The sequence below is a fragment of the Kitasatospora sp. NPDC047058 genome (assembly GCF_040643935.1).
GTDB lineage: Bacteria > Actinomycetota > Actinomycetes > Streptomycetales > Streptomycetaceae > Kitasatospora.
Map to the genome: position 1 here is coordinate 22,331 of NZ_JBEYVJ010000044.1, position 15,767 is coordinate 38,097.

12 protein-coding genes are annotated in these 15,767 nt (G+C 74.2%); 6 read left to right on the forward strand and 6 right to left on the reverse strand.

The window, feature by feature from the left end:
* Positions 1-82: 82 nt before the first annotated feature.
* Positions 83-2,149, reverse strand: coding sequence for a prolyl oligopeptidase family serine peptidase (locus ABZ885_RS09820; protein ID WP_360185695.1), 2,067 nt, complete (start codon positions 2,147-2,149; stop codon positions 83-85).
* A 96-nt stretch (positions 2,150-2,245) separates the two neighbouring features.
* Here ABZ885_RS09820 and ABZ885_RS09825 point away from each other — a divergent pair, with 96 nt between their 5' ends.
* Positions 2,246-3,421 carry an aminotransferase class V-fold PLP-dependent enzyme gene (locus ABZ885_RS09825; RefSeq protein ID WP_360185698.1) on the forward strand — a complete coding sequence of 392 codons (1,176 nt, stop codon included), beginning with the start codon at positions 2,246-2,248 and terminating at the stop codon, positions 3,419-3,421.
* A 10-nt stretch (positions 3,422-3,431) separates the two neighbouring features.
* Here ABZ885_RS09825 and ABZ885_RS09830 read toward each other — a convergent pair whose 3' ends face one another.
* Both ABZ885_RS09830 and ABZ885_RS09835 read right to left on the reverse strand, forming a co-directional pair.
* Complete coding sequence (locus ABZ885_RS09830) at positions 3,432-3,776, reverse strand: metalloregulator ArsR/SmtB family transcription factor (protein ID WP_360185701.1); 345 nt, start codon at positions 3,774-3,776, stop codon at positions 3,432-3,434.
* A gap of 29 nt (positions 3,777-3,805) precedes the next feature.
* Positions 3,806-4,180: a hypothetical protein gene (locus ABZ885_RS09835; protein ID WP_360185704.1), complete on the reverse strand. Its 375-nt coding sequence runs from the start codon at positions 4,178-4,180 to the stop codon at positions 3,806-3,808.
* A 278-nt stretch (positions 4,181-4,458) separates the two neighbouring features.
* Here ABZ885_RS09835 and ABZ885_RS09840 point away from each other — a divergent pair, with 278 nt between their 5' ends.
* Positions 4,459-7,314: a DEAD/DEAH box helicase gene (locus ABZ885_RS09840; RefSeq protein WP_360185729.1), complete on the forward strand. Its 2,856-nt coding sequence runs from the start codon at positions 4,459-4,461 to the stop codon at positions 7,312-7,314.
* A gap of 91 nt (positions 7,315-7,405) precedes the next feature.
* Here ABZ885_RS09840 and ABZ885_RS09845 read toward each other — a convergent pair whose 3' ends face one another.
* Together ABZ885_RS09845 and ABZ885_RS09850 are read right to left on the reverse strand one after the other, a co-directional pair.
* Complete coding sequence (locus ABZ885_RS09845; protein ID WP_360185732.1) at positions 7,406-8,305, reverse strand: 5'-3' exonuclease; 900 nt, start codon at positions 8,303-8,305, stop codon at positions 7,406-7,408.
* Between the two features lie 59 nt (positions 8,306-8,364).
* Positions 8,365-9,447, reverse strand: a complete 1,083-nt coding sequence (locus ABZ885_RS09850) for a cation diffusion facilitator family transporter (protein ID WP_360185706.1) — start codon at positions 9,445-9,447, stop codon at positions 8,365-8,367.
* Between the two features lie 196 nt (positions 9,448-9,643).
* On the opposite strand from ABZ885_RS09850, the gene chrA reads away from it, so the two are divergent.
* A complete protein-coding gene (chrA, locus tag ABZ885_RS09855; protein WP_360185709.1) occupies positions 9,644-10,807 on the forward strand; it encodes a chromate efflux transporter in 1,164 nt (387 codons plus the stop codon).
* Positions 10,808-11,122: 315 nt separating this feature from the next.
* On the opposite strand, the gene ABZ885_RS09860 is transcribed toward chrA, so the two are convergent.
* The gene (locus ABZ885_RS09860) at positions 11,123-11,869 is read right to left on the reverse strand and encodes a gamma-glutamyl-gamma-aminobutyrate hydrolase family protein (protein ID WP_360185712.1); all 747 of its coding nucleotides are present in this window, start codon (positions 11,867-11,869) and stop codon (positions 11,123-11,125) included.
* Positions 11,870-12,032: 163 nt separating this feature from the next.
* Between ABZ885_RS09860 and ABZ885_RS09865 the strand changes: the two genes are divergently transcribed.
* The 3 genes from ABZ885_RS09865 (at position 12,033) to ABZ885_RS09875 (ending at position 15,721) form a co-directional block, all read left to right on the forward strand.
* Positions 12,033-13,445, forward strand: coding sequence for a glutamine synthetase family protein (locus tag ABZ885_RS09865; protein ID WP_360185735.1), 1,413 nt, complete (start codon positions 12,033-12,035; stop codon positions 13,443-13,445).
* Positions 13,446-13,597: 152 nt separating this feature from the next.
* On the forward strand, positions 13,598-14,404 hold the full coding sequence (locus tag ABZ885_RS09870) for a 3-oxoacyl-ACP reductase (RefSeq protein ID WP_360185715.1): 807 nt from the start codon (positions 13,598-13,600) through the stop codon (positions 14,402-14,404).
* A 144-nt stretch (positions 14,405-14,548) separates the two neighbouring features.
* On the forward strand, positions 14,549-15,721 hold the full coding sequence (locus tag ABZ885_RS09875) for a DUF2510 domain-containing protein (protein ID WP_360185718.1): 1,173 nt from the start codon (positions 14,549-14,551) through the stop codon (positions 15,719-15,721).
* Positions 15,722-15,767 lie beyond the last annotated feature (46 nt).

Below are 15,767 nucleotides of genomic sequence, written 5' to 3' on the forward strand. Positions count from 1 at the left end.
TCCTCCCCGTTCCGTGCGGCGCCCCGGCGGGGCGCCGATCACGGCGGGAGTCTGGCAGGCGGGCTCGCCGCCGCACAACGGGTCAGCCCAAGGAAGCCCGCAGGAACGCGAGTTCGGCCTGGGCCAGGTGCTCCTGCACCCCGCCCGGGGTCATGTGGGTGACGCCCGGCAGCGGCAGCACGCTGTGCGGGCGGCCGGCCCGGGTGAGCGCCTGGGAGAGCAGCAGGGTGTGCGAGGGGTGCACGTTGTCGTCGGCCAGGCCGTGGATCAGCAGCAGCGGACGGGTGAGTGACGGGGCGTCGGCGATCAGCGCGTCCGCCGCGTAGCCCTCGGGGTTCTGCTGCGGCAGGCCGAGGTAGCGCTCGGTGTACGCGGTGTCGTACCGGCGGAAGTCGGTGGGCGGGGCGCCCGCGCAGGCGGCGTGGAACACGTCCGGACGGCGCAGCACGGCGAGCGCCGCGAAGTACCCGCCGTAGGACCAGCCGCGGACGCCGACCCGGCCGAGGTCCAGGTCCGGGTGGGTGGCGCCGAGCGCCCGCAGCGCGGCGATCTGGTCGTCCAGCGCCACCTGGGAGAACCGGCGGAAGATCGTCCGGGTGAAGGCGGGGGAGACGAACGGGGTGCCGCCGTTGTCGGTGGTGACGACGGCGAAGCCCTGGTCGGCCCACCACTGCTTGAGCTGCCAGCGGCGCGGCTCGTTGGCCACCGCCTGGTAGCCGGGCCCGCCGTAGACGTCCAGCAGGACGGGCAGCCGCCGGCCGGGCACGTGGTCGCGCGGGTACACCACCGCGGTGGGCAGGGCGCGTTCGGTGACCCGGGCCAGCCGCGGCTCGACCCGGTACGGCAGTGTGGCGGCGAGGTCGGTGAGTTCGCGTTCGCCGCCGGCGTGGCGGACGGTGCGGCGGACGCCGTCCGGTCCGGCGGAGGTGAGCAGTAGGGTGTCGCCGGCGGCGAGTGCGGTGTGCAGGCCGGGGCCGGAGCTGAGCCGCTCGGCCGGGCCGCCGTCCGGGTCGACCAGGTGGACGTGCTGGTCGAACGGGTCGCCCTCGCCGGTCTCGCAGAGCAGCCGGCCGTGCAGCCGCCCGACCACCCGGCGGATCTGCAGCCCGGTGGTGTCCAGCGGCTTGCCGTCCAGGGCCAGGCCGCGGGCCCCGGGGGTGTCGTGGACGGTGAGCAGCCGGCCGTCGTCCAGCCGGGCCGGCGTGCCGGGCAGGTCGTCCACCCAGAACTCGTCGCTGGTGCGCGAGAGTTCGGTGGTCGTGCCGGTGGCCGGGTCGGCGGAGAGCAGCAGCACGTGCTGCTGGAGCCGGTCGGCGACGGTGAGCAGCACCTCCTCCGGACCCGCCCACTCGGCGGCGCAGAGGTAGGGGAACTCCGCGGCGTCCCAGCGGAGCCGGACCCTGCCGCCGTCGAGGCCGAGGACCCAGAGCTGGACGTCCGCGTTGGGCCCGCCGGCCTGCGGGTAGGCGAAGTCCTCGGGCTGCTCGTCCGGGCGGGCCGGGTCGGCGAAGTAGCGGCGGGGCAGGGCGGACTCGTCCACCCGGGCGGCCAGCAGCGCGCCACCGTCGGGGCGCCACCAGTGGCCGCGCGAGCGGCCCAGCTCCTCGGCGGCGGCGAACTCGGCGACGCCCCAGCGGGCGCCGTCGGCGGGGCTGAGCGGCTCGGTGCCGGGGGTGACGTACAGGGCGTCGTCGGCGACGTAGGCGATCCGTGCCCCGGTGGCGTCCGGGCGGGGGTCGAAGGCGGGCCCGGCGACCGGGAGTTCGGTGCAGGTGCCGGCGGCGGTGTCGGCGCGGAAGAGCCGTCCGTCGAGGGTGAAGGCGGCGACTCCGAGGTCGGCGGTGGCCGCGTAGGAGCCGATGCCGGCGGCGGTCAGCCGGATCCGCTCGCGCAGCCGGCGCTCGGTGTCGGGGAGGGCGGCCGGGTCGCCGGTGCGGCCGTGGACGAGGGCGCCGGGGTCGGCGACGAGCCGCTCCTCGCCGGTGGCCAGGTCGAGCAGGTGGAGCCGGTCGACCTGGTCCTCGGGGCCGGTGGAGCGGAGCAGCAGCATCCGGGTACCGTCCTGGCCGAGGACGGTCGCACGCGGAGCGCCGAAGCCGAAGCGGCCGGTACGGGCGCTGAGGGAGAGGTAGGGGTCGGTGATGGTCACGGCCCCGATGTTCGCCGCGCGGCGCCACCCGGACCAGTAGTACGACATGTGAAATGTCACACACCACTACGCTAGGATCATCCTCATGGAGGCGAAGTGATCGACGACCTGCGGACCGACGGACCGCCGGCGCCGCTGCCCGGCACCGACGGCCTGTTCACCCTGGACCCGGCGGTGGTCCACCTCAACCACGGCTCGTACGGCACCGTGCCCGTCCCGGTGCAGCGGGTGCAGGAACGGCTCCGGGCGGAGCAGGAGCGGGACCCGGACGGCTTCTTCGCCGGCCTGCCCGGGCGGGTCGCCGCCGCCCGCACCCGGCTGGCCGCCGAGCTGGGCACCGGCCCGGACCGGCTCGCCCTGGTCGCCAACGTCACCGAGGCGGTCGCGGTCGCCCTGGACAGCGTCCCGCTCGCGCCCGGCGACCGGGTCCTGGTGACCGACCACGGGTACGGCGCCGTCACCGAGGCCGTCCGGCGGCGCGCCGCGGAGGCCGGCGCCGAGGTGTGCACCGTCCGCCTGCCGCTGGACGCCCCGGACGAGGACGCCGTCCGGGACGCCGTCCTCGCCGGCTGCGACGGCCGGACGGTGCTCGCCGTCCTCGACCAGCTCAGCTCGCCCACCGCCCGCCGGATCGCCGGGCCGGCCCTGCTCGCCGCCCTGCGCGGGCGCGGGGTGACGACGGTGGTGGACGGGGCTCACGCCCCGGGCATGCTGGCCGCACCGGTCGAGCCGGACGCCGACTTCTGGTTCGGCAACCTGCACAAGTGGGCCTTCGCGCCGCGGGCCACCGGCGTGCTCGCCGTCCGCCCGGAGTGGTCCGGAAGGGTCCGCCCGCTGGCCCTCTCCTGGGAGCACCACCGCGGCTTCCCGGCCAGCGTGGAGTGGCGCGGCACGTACGACTACACGCCCTGGCTGGCCGCCCCGGCCGGGTTCGACCTGCTGCACGGCCTGGGTGCCGACCGGGTGCGCCGGCACAACGAACGGCTGGCCGCGCACGGCCAGGCCGTCCTGGCCGGGCGTCTCGGCCTGGAGCCGCTGCCCGCCACCCCGGGCGTCGCGATGCGGGCACTGCGGCTGCCCGCCGGCCACGGCGAGGCCGACGAGGCGGCCGTGGCGCTGATGGCGGAGCTGTGGCGGCGGCACGCCATCCGCACGGTGGTGCGCCCCTGGCCGGGCGGCGGGGTGCTGCGGGTGAGCGCGCAGCTGTACAACCGGGCGCACGAGTACGAGCGGCTGGCGGACGGGCTGGCCGGGCTGCTGGCGGGGCGTTAGGGGCTGTCCGTCAGAGGCCCTGGTCGGGGCCGTCCGCGCGCAGCTCCGCGAGCAGCACGTTCCGGTCGTCGATCAGCCCGGTGAGGATCCGCCGGGCGGTCCGGAGCAGGTCCGCGACCTCGGCGCCGGCCAGGGCGTACACCACCGTGCTGCCCTCGCGGCTGGCGGTGACGATGCCCGACCGGCGCAGGACGGCGAGCTGCTGGGAGAGGCTGGACGGTTCGATCTCCAGATCGGCCAGCAGCTCCCGTACGGGTGTCGGTCCGGCCTGGAGCAGTTCCAGGACCCGGATCCGGACGGGGTGGCCGAGCATCCGGAAGAACTCGGCCTTGGCCTGGTAGAGCGCGACCCCCACGGCATTCCCTCCTTCGGTGCCCGCTGCGTTCAGATCTCCAGCCCGACCTCGATCCGCTTGAGGTGGTGGCGGGCCATCGCGAGGTTGGAGCGGGTGCGGTTGAGCGCGAGGAAGAGGAAGAGCCCGCGGCCGTTCGGCATGGTGAGCGGCCGCAGCAGGTGGTACTGGCTGGTCAGGGTGACCAGGATGTCCTCGATCTCGTTGTCCTGCAGGTTGAGCAGATCCATGGCCCGCATCTTGGCGCGGACCACGTCGGTGTTGCCGGCGGCGGCGACGTTGAGGTCCAGCCCGCCGCCGTCGCCGAGGGAGCCGAGGGCCATGCCGCTGCCGTAGTCGACCAGGGCGACGCCGATCGCGCCCTCGATCGCCATGGCCTCCTTGAGCGAGGTCTCCAGGTTCGCCATCGTCTTCTCCTCCTGTAGCCGGGGGACTCCCGTGCGTGGTGGCTGTGGGACCGAATGTAGGGAGCCGGGCGCAGGTTCACCGGGGATGACCGGAGACGTTCGAATCAGGGCGGAGAACGATCGTTTCGCGACCATTCGGCGTCTGCTTGAAGACATTTGCAACTATGGATGTGAGAGAGAACTGATCCGGGGTCCCGAAAAACGGTGCTATCGATGTCAGTCCTCCCGGGTAACCTCTCGCTGAGATGCGAGATCACACCAACCACACCCGGACGGCGATGAACACCCCTCTGCCCGAGCCTTCCGAAGACCGGGAGCCCAGCCCCGCCGAGGCGTACGCGGCCTTCCGCCGCCGGGCCAAGGAGCAGGCCACCGCCCTGTACGGCTTCCAGCAGCTGTACGACTTCGAGCTGGACGACTTCCAGGTCGAGGCCTGCCGGGCCCTGGAGGAGGGCTCGGGCGTCCTGGTCGCGGCGCCCACCGGCTCCGGCAAGACCATCGTCGGCGAGTTCGCCGTGCACCTCGCCCTCCAGGGCGGGCGCAAGTGCTTCTACACCACACCGATCAAGGCCCTGTCGAACCAGAAGTACGGCGACCTGGTCAAGCGCTACGGCGCCGCCAAGGTCGGCCTGCTGACCGGCGACAACTCGGTCAACGGCGACGCCCCCGTGGTCGTGATGACCACCGAGGTGCTGCGCAACATGCTCTACGCGGGCTCCAGCACGCTGGACGGCCTCGGCTACGTGGTCATGGACGAGGTGCACTACCTCGCCGACCGGTTCCGCGGCGCCGTCTGGGAGGAGGTCATCATCCACCTCCCGGAGTCCGTCACCCTGGTCTCGCTCTCGGCCACCGTCTCCAACGCCGAGGAGTTCGGCGACTGGCTGGACACCGTGCGCGGCGGCACCAAGGTGATCGTCTCCGAGACCAGGCCCGTGCCGCTCTGGCAGCACGTGATGGCCGGCAACCGGATGTACGACCTGTTCGCCAACCCCGACCGCGACGGCCGGCCCAAGGACGCCCCGCGCAACCCGGCCAAGGCGGTCAACCCCGAGCTCGTCCGGCTCGCCCGCTCCGAGCTGGACCGCAACCCGCGCGACCGGTTCGGCCGAGGCCGCGGCCGCTCCATGCCCAACGGCCGCCCCGGCCGGGTCTGGACGCCGGGCCGGGTCGACGTCATCGACCGCCTCGACGCCGAGGGCCTGCTGCCCGCGATCACCTTCATCTTCAGCCGGGCCGGCTGCGAGGCCGCCGTCCAGCAGTGCCTCTCCTCCGGCCTGCGGCTCAACAAGGAGGAGGACCGGGCCAGGGTCCGCACCATCGTCGAGGAGCGCTGCGCCGACATCCCCGACGAGGACCTGCACGTCCTCGGCTACTTCGAGTGGCTGGACGGGCTGGAGCGCGGCATCGCCGCCCACCACGCCGGAATGCTGCCCCGGTTCAAGGAGGTGGTCGAGGAGCTCTTCGTGAAGGGCCTGGTCAAGGCCGTCTTCGCGACCGAGACCCTGGCGCTCGGCATCAACATGCCCGCCCGCTCGGTGGTCATGGAGAAGCTGGTCAAGTGGAACGGCGAGACCCACGCCGACATCACCCCCGGCGAGTACACCCAGCTCACCGGCCGGGCCGGGCGGCGCGGCATCGACGTCGAGGGCCACGCCGTGGTGCTCTGGCAGCGCGGCCTCGACCCGGAGGCGCTGGCCGGCCTGGCCGGCACCCGCACCTACCCGCTGAAGTCCTCCTTCCGGCCGTCCTACAACATGGCCGTCAACCTGGTCTCCCAGTTCGGCCGGCACCGCTCCCGCGAACTGCTGGAGACGTCGTTCGCGCAGTTCCAGGCGGACCGCTCGGTGGTCGGCATCGCCCGCCAGGTCCAGCGCAACGAGGAGGGGCTGGAGGGCTACCGCGCGTCGATGACCTGCCACCTCGGCGACTTCGACGAGTACATGGACCTGCGGCGGCAGCTCAAGGACCGCGAGAACGACCTCGCCCGCGAAGGCACCAGCCAGCGCCGCGCCGCCGCCGTCGAGTCCATCGAGCAGCTCAAGCCGGGCGACGTCATCCACGTCCCGACCGGCAAGTTCGCCGGCCTCGCGCTCGTCCTCGACCCGGGCCTGCCGCCGGTCAGCCGCAACGGGCGCAACGGCGGCCGCCACCCGGACTACCAGGACGGCCCGCGCCCGGTCGTGCTCACCGCCGAGCGGCAGGTCAAGCGGCTCGCGATGATCGACTTCCCGCACCCGGTCGCCGCCGTCGAGCGGCTGCGGATCCCCAAGTCCTTCAACCCGCGCAGCCCGCAGTCCCGGCGCGACCTCGCCTCCGCGCTGCGCACCAAGGCCGGCCACCTGGAGCCCGAGCGGTTCCGCCGCGGCCGCGCGGCCGCCGCCGACGACCCCGAGATCACCCGGCTGCGCGCCGCGCTGCGCCAGCACCCGTGCCACGGCTGCGACGAGCGCGAGGACCACGCCCGCTGGGCCGAGCGCTACCACCGGCTGCACCGCGACACCGAACAGCTGGAGCGCCGGATGCGCTCCCGCACCCACACCATCGCCCGCACCTTCGACCGGGTCTGCGGCCTGCTCACCGACCTCGGCTACCTGCAGGGCGACACCGTCACCGAGGACGGCCGGCGGCTCGGCCGGCTCTACGGCGAGCTCGACCTGCTCGCCTCCGAGTGCATCCGCGAGGGCGTCTGGAACGGCCTGGCCGCCGCCGAGCTGGCCGCCTGCGCCTCGGCGCTGGTCTACGAGGCCCGCCAGTCCGACGACGCCGCCGCCCCCCGGGTGCCCGAGGGCAAGGCCAAGGAGGCGCTCGGCCAGATGGTCCGGATCTGGGGCCACCTGGACGCCCTGGAGGAGCAGCACCGGATCAACACGGCCGAGGGCGTCGGCCAGCGCGAGCCCGACCTCGGCTTCGCCTGGGCCGCCTACCGCTGGGCGCTCGGCCACAACCTGGACCAGGTGCTGCGCGACGCCGACATGCCGGCCGGCGACTTCGTCCGCTGGACGAAGCAGCTGATCGACGTGCTCGGCCAGATCCAGGACGCCGCCGGCGGGGACGCCGAGCTGCGTAAGACCGCCCGCAAGGCGGTGGACGGCATGCGCCGCGGCATCATCGCCTACTCCTCGGTGGGCTAGCCGCAGCGGCAGGAGGGCCCGCCCGGGATCGTCCCGGGCGGGCCCTCCCGCGTCCGCCGGGCCGCCCCCGACGTGCCCGGGGCCGGCCGGATCAGCCGGTCAGGACGGACAGCAGGCGGTCCAGGGAGGTGCCGAGGCCCCAGCGGGCGGAGAGCTCCTCCAGGGTCATCGGGTCCAGCGGCTCGTGCGGCAGCGACGGGTCGAAGTCCGGCAGCGGGGCGTCAGCGGCGACCCGGACCACCGTCGGGGCGACGTCCAGGTAGGCCGAGCCCTCGACGAGGTTGCGCCGGCGGGCCGGGGTGAGCTTCGAGCCGATGTCGAGGGCGGCGGCCCGGATGCCCGCGAGGTCGCCGTACTCGTGGATCAGCTGGGCGGCGGTCTTCTCGCCGATGCCCTTGACGCCGGGCAGGCCGTCGCTCGGGTCCCCGCGCAGGGCGGCCATGTCGGCGTACTGGGCGCCGCGCACGCCGTACTTCTCCAGCAGCAGTGCGTCGTCGGTGACCTGGAGGTTGCCCATGCCCTTGACGGGGTAGAGCACGGTGATCCGCCGGGCGTCGTCGACCAGCTGGAAGAGGTCGCGGTCGCCGGTGACGATCTGCACCGGGCCCTCCGCCCGGGCGGTCAGGGTGCCGATCACGTCGTCCGCCTCGTAGCCGGGGGAGCCGACCCGGGCGATGCCGAGGGCGTCGAGCACCTGCTCGATCACCGGCACCTGCGGGGCGAGCGTGTCGGGCACCTCCTCCTCGCCGTCCTCGGCCGCCTCGGCGACCCGGTGCGTCTTGTAGGAGGGGACGAGGTCCACCCGCCACTGCGGGCGCCAGTCGGCGTCCATGCAGGCGACCAACTGGTCGGGCCGGTGGTCCTGGACCAGCCGGGCGATGAAGTCCAGCAGGCCCCGGACGGCGTTGACCGGCTCGCCCTGCGGGGAACGCAGGGAGTCCGGCACGCCGAAGTAGGCCCGGAAGTACAGGCTGGCGGAGTCGAGCAGCATCAGTCGCGGTGCGGTCACGCGTCAGATCATGCCGCACCGCGCCGACGGACACCCGGTTCTCAGTGTTCGTGCGGTCCGGCGCGGTGGACCGGGCCGTGCGCGTCGGCACAGTGGTCGGGGACCGGCTCGCCCGGGGTGGTGATCTGGAGCAGCGCGCCCGCCTCGTCCTCGCCGACGTGGTCGACCTGGAGCGTGCTGTGGGTGATCCCGTACTCGCCCGCCAGCCGGCGCTGCAGCGCGCGGCGGACGGCGTGGCAGTCGCCGCCCGGGGTGACCAGGATGTGCGCCGAGAGGGCCGGCTGGTTGGAGGTGATCTCCCAGATGTGCAGGTCGTGGATCTCCTCGACCAGCGGCTGGGCCACCAGCCGGTCGGCCACCGCGTCCGGGTCGATGCCGGCCGGCGCGGCCTCCAGGAAGATCCGCCCGGAGTCGCGGACCAGGCCGATGCCGGCCTTCAGCATCAGCGCCACCACGATCAGCGAGGCGATCGCGTCGGCCTGGGTCAAGCCGGTGGTCAGCATGACCACACCGGCGACGGCGGTGGCGATGAAGGCGTACAGGTCGGTGAGCACGTGCTGGAAGGCGCCCTCGACGTTGAGCGAGGAGCGGTTGGCCTTGGACATGCACCAGGCGGCGGCCAGGTTGACCACGATCCCGGCCAGGGCGGTGACCAGCACCAGGGAGCCGGTCACGTCGGGCGGCTCGATCAGCCGGGTGACCGACTCGTAGCCGAGCCAGGCCGACAGCACCAGCAGGGTGACGCCGTTGGCCTGGGCGGAGAGGATCTCGGCCCGCTTCAGCCCGTACGTGTACCCGCCGCGGGCCGGGCGGGCGGCCAGCCGCATCGCCACCAGCGCGAGCACGATCGAGGCGGCGTCGGTGAGCATGTGCGCGGCGTCGGAGATCAGGGCCAGCGACTGGGCGGCGAAGCCGACCACGACCTCGCCGGCCATGAACAGCACGATCAGGGCGAGTGCGCTCAGCAGCCAGCGGCGGTCGGCGTCGGCGGCGACGCCGTGCGAGTGCCCGCCGTGCCCTCCACCATGACCATGACCGTGGCCGTGACCGCCGCGGCCACCGCTCCGGGGGGCGTGCCCGTGGTCATGCGCATGATCATCATGGGAATGCTCGTGCCCGGCCATCGAAGTCCTCTCCTGGACGCACGGGGATAGCGGAAGGGGGTGCAACTGCCCTGCACCCGAAGTGAACCTCACATCGAACGAAGATCCAAAGGCTGCACTGGAGACCGTTGTCATTGCCGCGCCGTAACCCCCGTCCGGTATCGTCGCGCCGCCACCGAGCGGGGGCCGAGTCGCGGCTGAGCAGGGGAGACGCAGCATGGAACGGGCCAAACGGGTCGGTCTCGGGACGATCGCCCGGGAGTGGGGCCGGATCGGCGTGCTCGGCTTCGGCGGGCCGCCCGCGCACATCCTGCTGCTGCGCCGGCTCTGCGTGGAGCAGCGCAAGTGGCTGGGCCCGGACGAGTTCGAGGACGGGATCGCCGCCACCAACCTGCTGCCCGGCCCGGCGTCCACCCAGCTCGCCATCCTCACCGCCTGGCGGCTGCGCGGCACGCCCGGCGCGCTGGTCGGCGGCGCCTGCTTCATCGCCCCGGGGCTGGTGCTGATCCTCGCCCTCTCGGTGCTCTTCCTGGCCGGCGACCCGCCGCTCTGGGTGCTCGGCGCGGCGGCCGGCGCCGGTGCGGCCGTCCCGGCGGTCGCGGTGCAGGCCGCCACCTCGCTGGTCCCGGCCAGCTTCACCCGGACGGGCCGGGAGCGGGCTGCCCGGGCCCGCTGGGCCGGGTATGCGCTGGCGGGTGCGGCCGCCGCGGTCCTCACCGGCCCCTGGCTGGTGCTGGTGCTGATCGCCTCCGGGCTGACCGAGATCGCCGTTCGGGCCCGCGGACGGAGCCGTGGGCGGCCCGCCGTGCTGCCGTGGGCCGTCGCCCTTCCCGCCCTGCCCGCGGTCGGCGGGCTCGGTGCACTGGCCTGGGTGGCGTTCAAGGTGGGCGCGCTCTCCTACGGCGGCGGCTTCGTGATCATCCCGCTGATGCAGGGCGACGCGGTCCACCGGTACCACTGGATGACGGACGGACAGTTCCTCAACGCCGTCGCCCTCGGCCAGGTCACCCCCGGCCCGGTGGTGCACACCGTCGCCGTGGTCGGCTACGCGGCCGCCGGGATCGGCGGCGGGCTGCTGGCGGCGGCGGTCGCCTTCGCGCCGTCCTTCCTGTTCGTGCTCCTCGGCGGCCGGCACTTCGACCGGCTCCGGGCGGACCGGCGGGTGCAGGACTTCCTCACCGGTGCCGGGCCGGCCGTGATCGGCGCCATCGCGGGCTCGGCCGTCCCGCTGGCCGCCGCGCTCGGGCACGGCTGGCAGTGGGGGGTGCTGGCGGCCGCCCTGCTCTGGCTGGTCGCCGCCCGCCGGGGCGTGGTGGCCGCCCTGCTCGCGGCGGGCGTCGCCGGCGTGCTCGCCGCGGCGGCCGGCCTGCCGGTGGCCTGAGGCGTGTCTGACAATTCCCGCCGGGCGCGCGACGCCGTGGCACGCACGCCCCCAGCCTTCGGCCGGGAGGTACCCCCACGCCGCGTTGTCGTCGGTCGCCGATGGCCCCCAGCCTTCGGCCGGGAGGTGCCCCCACCGCATGGACTTCCTCCTCCGCCTTGCGATGCACGCACCCCGACGCCGCGCGCTGATCCGACGCGAATTGTCAGACACGCCTGAGGCGGGGCCGGACGGTCCTCCTTCGGCGGCCCGCTCGGCAGGGGCCGGCCCCGGGACGGACGCCCCGGGGCCGGCCGGTCGTCGGGCGGCTGCGGCTCAGCCGAGCACGGCCGCCTCCACCGCCTCCAGCGGCACCGTCCGGGCCGCCGTCGCCGCCCGGACGAGGGCCTGCATCACCCGCAGGTCCTCGCCCTGTTCGGGGTGCCACTGCACGCCCAGCGTGAAGCCGGGCCCCTCCACCGCCTCGATCGTGCCGTCCGGCGCGTGCGCGCTCACCCGCAGGCCGTCGCCGAGCCGGTCCACCGCCTGGTGGTGGAAGGTCGGCACGACCAGCTCGCTCTCCGGCAGCAGCCCGCCGAGCAGCGTCCCGGGCACCGGCCGCACCGGGTGCTCGCCGTACCTGCCGGGCGTGCCGCCGTGCACGTCCGGGCTGACCACGTCCGGCAGGTGCTGCACGAGCGTCCCGCCGCAGACGACGTTCAGCACCTGCATGCCCCGGCAGATCCCCAGCAGCGGCATGCCCGCCGCCAGTGCCGCCCGGATCAGCGCCGACTCCCAGACGTCCCGCTCCGGCGAGTCCACGTCCGTCCGCGGGTGCCGCGGCTGCCCGTAGTACGCCGGGTCGAGGTCCGGCCCGCCCGCGATGACCAGCGCGTCCAGCCGGGCGACCACCTCCGGCGCGCGTTCCGGGGCGTCCGGCGGCAGCAGCACCACGATCCCGCCCGAATTCCGCACGTAGGCGGTGTACCGGTCCGGCACGAGGGCCACCGGCCGGTCCCGCCAGTCACTCCAACTCGCGTCCACCAGATAGGTGCTGACGCCGATGAAAGGCCTGCGATTCATGGCGGGCATTCTCCACCCGCACCACCCGGTACCCCGTCAATCACGGCTCTCGGCGCGCCACACCCGCCCGCCCTCTTCCGCGCTGTCACCGGCAGGCCTTACGGTTCGCTGTGACCGATTGATCTCGCTGCGTGATCGAGGAGGTTCCGCCATGCCCGGCGCCATGCCCGGTAACACCGCCGCGGGCGCGCCCAGGCGCGCGCCGCTCACCCTGCACGAGCTGCGCACCCTGGTCGACGCCGGCGAGATCCACACCGTCGCGCTCGCCTTCACCGACATGCAGGGCCGGCTGCAGGGCAAGCGCTTCGCCGCGCGGTACTTCCTCGACGAGGTCGCCGAGCACGGCGCCGAGGCCTGCGACTACCTGCTCGCCGTCGACATCGACCTCAACACCGTCGACGGCTACGCGCTGTCCTCCTGGGAGACGGGCTACGGGGACTTCGCCATGCGCCCGGACCTCGCCACCCTCCGGCTCACCCCCTGGCAGCCCGGCACCGCCCAGGTCACCGCCGACCTGGCCCGGCACGGCGGCCACCCGGTCGAGGCCGCACCGCGGCAGCTGCTGCGCCGCCAGATCGAGCGGCTCGCCGAGTACGGGCTGGCCGCCGACATCGGCACCGAGCTGGAGTTCCTGCTCTTCCGCGACAGCTACGAACAGGCCTGGCTCGGCGGCTACCGCGGCCTGACGCCGGCCAACCAGTACAACGTCGACTACTCGATGCTCGGCACCGCCCGGGTCGAGCCGCTGCTCTCCCGGATCCGGGTCGAGATGGCCGGCGCCGGTCTGATCGTGGAGTCCGCCAAGGGCGAGGCCAACCTCGGCCAGCACGAGATCGCCTTCCGCTACGCCGACGCGCTCACCACCTGCGACCAGCACAGCGTCTACAAGACCGGGGCCAAGGAGATCGCCGCCCAGCAGGGGTGTGCGCTCACCTTCATGGCCAAGTACAACGAGCGCGAGGGCAACAGCTGCCACATCCACCTGTCGCTGCGCGACCTGCACGACCCGGACGCTCCGGCGGGCTGCCCCGGCGCCCCCGTCTTCGCCGACCGCGACGGGCGGATGACCGACACCATGCGGCACTTCCTCGCCGGGCAGCTCGTCGCGCTGCGCGAGTTCAGCCTGCTCTACGCGCCCAACATCAACTCCTACAAGCGCTACCGCCCCGGCTCCTTCGCCCCGACCGCCGTCGCCTGGGGCCGGGACAACCGCACCTGCGCGTACCGGGTGGTCGGCCGCGGCCCGGGCCTGCGGATGGAGAACCGGGTGCCCGGCGGCGACGTCAACCCGTACCTCGCGGTGGCCGGCATGATCGCGGCCGGTCTGCACGGCCTGGAGGAGAAGCTCGACCTGCCCGCGCCCTGCCTCGGCAACGCCTACGCCGTCGACGAGTACGCCCGGGTGCCCGGCTCGCTGCGCGAGGCCGCCGACCTCTGGGCGGAGAGCGAGCTGGCCCGCGCCGCCTTCGGCGCCGACGTGGTCGAGCACTACCTGCACATGGCCCGGGTGGAGCAGTCCGCCTACGACAGCGCCGTCACCGACTGGGAGCGCTACCGCTCCTTCGAGCGGATGTGAGCGCGGGTGAGCGGAGCCGGGCGGTGCGGGTGCGGAGCCGGGCGGTGCGGGTGCGGCGCCGGGCGGCGCCGGTGCGGTGGTGAGCGGTGCGGGTGCGCACCGGAGGCCCGCGGGGAACGTCCCCGTCCCGGAGCAGGAGAGCGAGGAGCGGCATGACCGAGAAGGCCCCCAAGCCCGGGCAGGACGCCCCGGTCTGCCGCCGCCTGGCCGGCCGCGTCGCGGTGGTCACCGGCGCGGGCAGCGGCATCGGCCGGGCCGCCGCGCACCGGCTCGCGGCCGAGGGCGCGAAGGTGGTCTGCGCCGACCTCGACGAGGCGTCCGGCACGGCAGCCGCCAAGGAGGCCGGCGGCCTCTTCGTGCACACCGACGTCACCGACCCGTACATGGTCGAGGCGCTCTTCGACGAGGCGTACGAGACGTACGGCAGTGTGGACGTCGCCTTCAACAACGCGGGCGTCTCGCCGTCGGAGGACGGCTCCATCCTGACCACCGGGCCGGAGGCCTGGCGGCGCGTCCAGGAGGCCGACCTGACCTCCGTCTACCTCTGCTGCAAGGCGGCCCTGCCGTACATGCGGCGGCACGGGCGCGGCTCGATCATCAACACCGCCGGCTTCGCGGCCCGGATGGGCTCGGCCACCTCGCAGATCTCCCGCACGGCCGCCATGGGCGGCGTCGTGTCGATGTCCCGCGAACTGGGCGTGCAGTTCGCCCGCGAGGGCATCCGGGTCAACGCGCTCTCGCCCGGGCCGGTGGACACGCCGCTGCTGCGCGAGCTGTTCGCGGCGGACCCGGAGCAGGCGGCCCGGCGGCTGGTGCACATCCCGCTCGGCCGGTTCGCCCGGCCCGAGGAGATCGCCGCCGCGGTCGCCTTCCTCGCCAGCGACGACTCCTCCTTCATCACGGCGAGCGAGTTCCTGGTCGACGGCGGCATCTCCGGCGCCTACGTGCCACCGCAGTAGCGGCCGCGGCAGGGCCGCCACCGGGGCCGGGCGGCCGGGCGGCGGGGGCCGTTCCCGCGTTCTCACCGTAATCTCATGGAAAATGCCGGGAATTGGGCACCGCGCTGATATCCCGTTTATCCGGATGCCTTTAGATTCTCTGTCGTGAGTGAGCAGATTCCCGCCGGGTGGTACCCGGACCCGAAGGACACCGGCGAGCCGAGGCCGCAGCGCTGGTGGGACGGCAAGGGCTGGACGGCCAGCACCCGGCCCGCGCCCTCGGACGCCCCGCCGCCGGAGCAGCCGGAGCAGGAGCGGCCGGCACAGGCGGAGCAGCCGGAGCAGCCGGAGCAGCCGGAGCAGCCGGCGGCCGCGGCTGCGGGGCCGGACGCGACCGCCGAGACCCGGGTGCTGGAGGGGGAGGTGCTGGGCAGCGGGCCGGCGGTCCGCTACCCCGAGCCGCCTCCCTTCGACGCCGCCTACGGCGCCCCGGTGCCGCCGCCCGCGAAGCCGCGGCGCAGGCCGTCCAAGCTGGTGCTCGTGACCGCGGTGGCGGCGCTGCTCGGGCTGGCCGTCGGGTCCGGTGTCACCTACCTGGCGATGGACGACCACGGGGAGAAGCGGGTTTCGCACCGCAACGCCCGGCCGGCCCCGCCGGACGACGACCGCTGGGGCGGCCTGCCCGATCTCGGCGGCCCGTTCGGCGGCCCGGACGGCAACGGCGGTGGCAATGGCGGCGGTAACGGCAGCGGCGGCGGGAACGGCAAGGGCGACGGGAACGGCGGCGGCAACGGCAAGGGGTCCGGCAAGGGCACCGGCACCGCCGCCGACCTGGTGAACCGGATCACCCTGCCCGTCCCGGCCGGCTGGGAGGGCGGCACCACCAAGGACGGCTTCGCCGCGCTCAGCGTGGGCTCGTACACCTGCGAGGGCGGCGGCACCTGCTCGCTCGGCGGCGCCAACAGCGGCCGGATCAGCGGTGGCACCGACGTCCAGGCGGCGGCCAAGGCCGACATCGAGAAGGCGGCCAAGGAGTCGTACAACGACCTCAACTCCCACGAGGAGCTGAAGTCGGAGGCGGTCAAGGTCGACGGCCGGGACGGCTACCTAGTCCGCTGGAAGGTCGACGCGGTGAAGGGCAACGACGGCTACGTGGAGACCGTGGTCTTCCCGTCCGCCGACGGCAAGTCGCTGGTCTCCGTCCACCTGGGCTTCGACATCGCCGACAAGGCGCCGGACCTCGGCGTGATGGACAAGATCGTCCAGGGCATCGGCGACTTCACCGGCAAGGTTCCGGGCTTCCCCGGCGGCGCCGACGGCGGACCGGGCACCACCTGACCGCACCCCTGCGCTCACGGCCGGCGGCGGCCCGCCCGGAACCTCC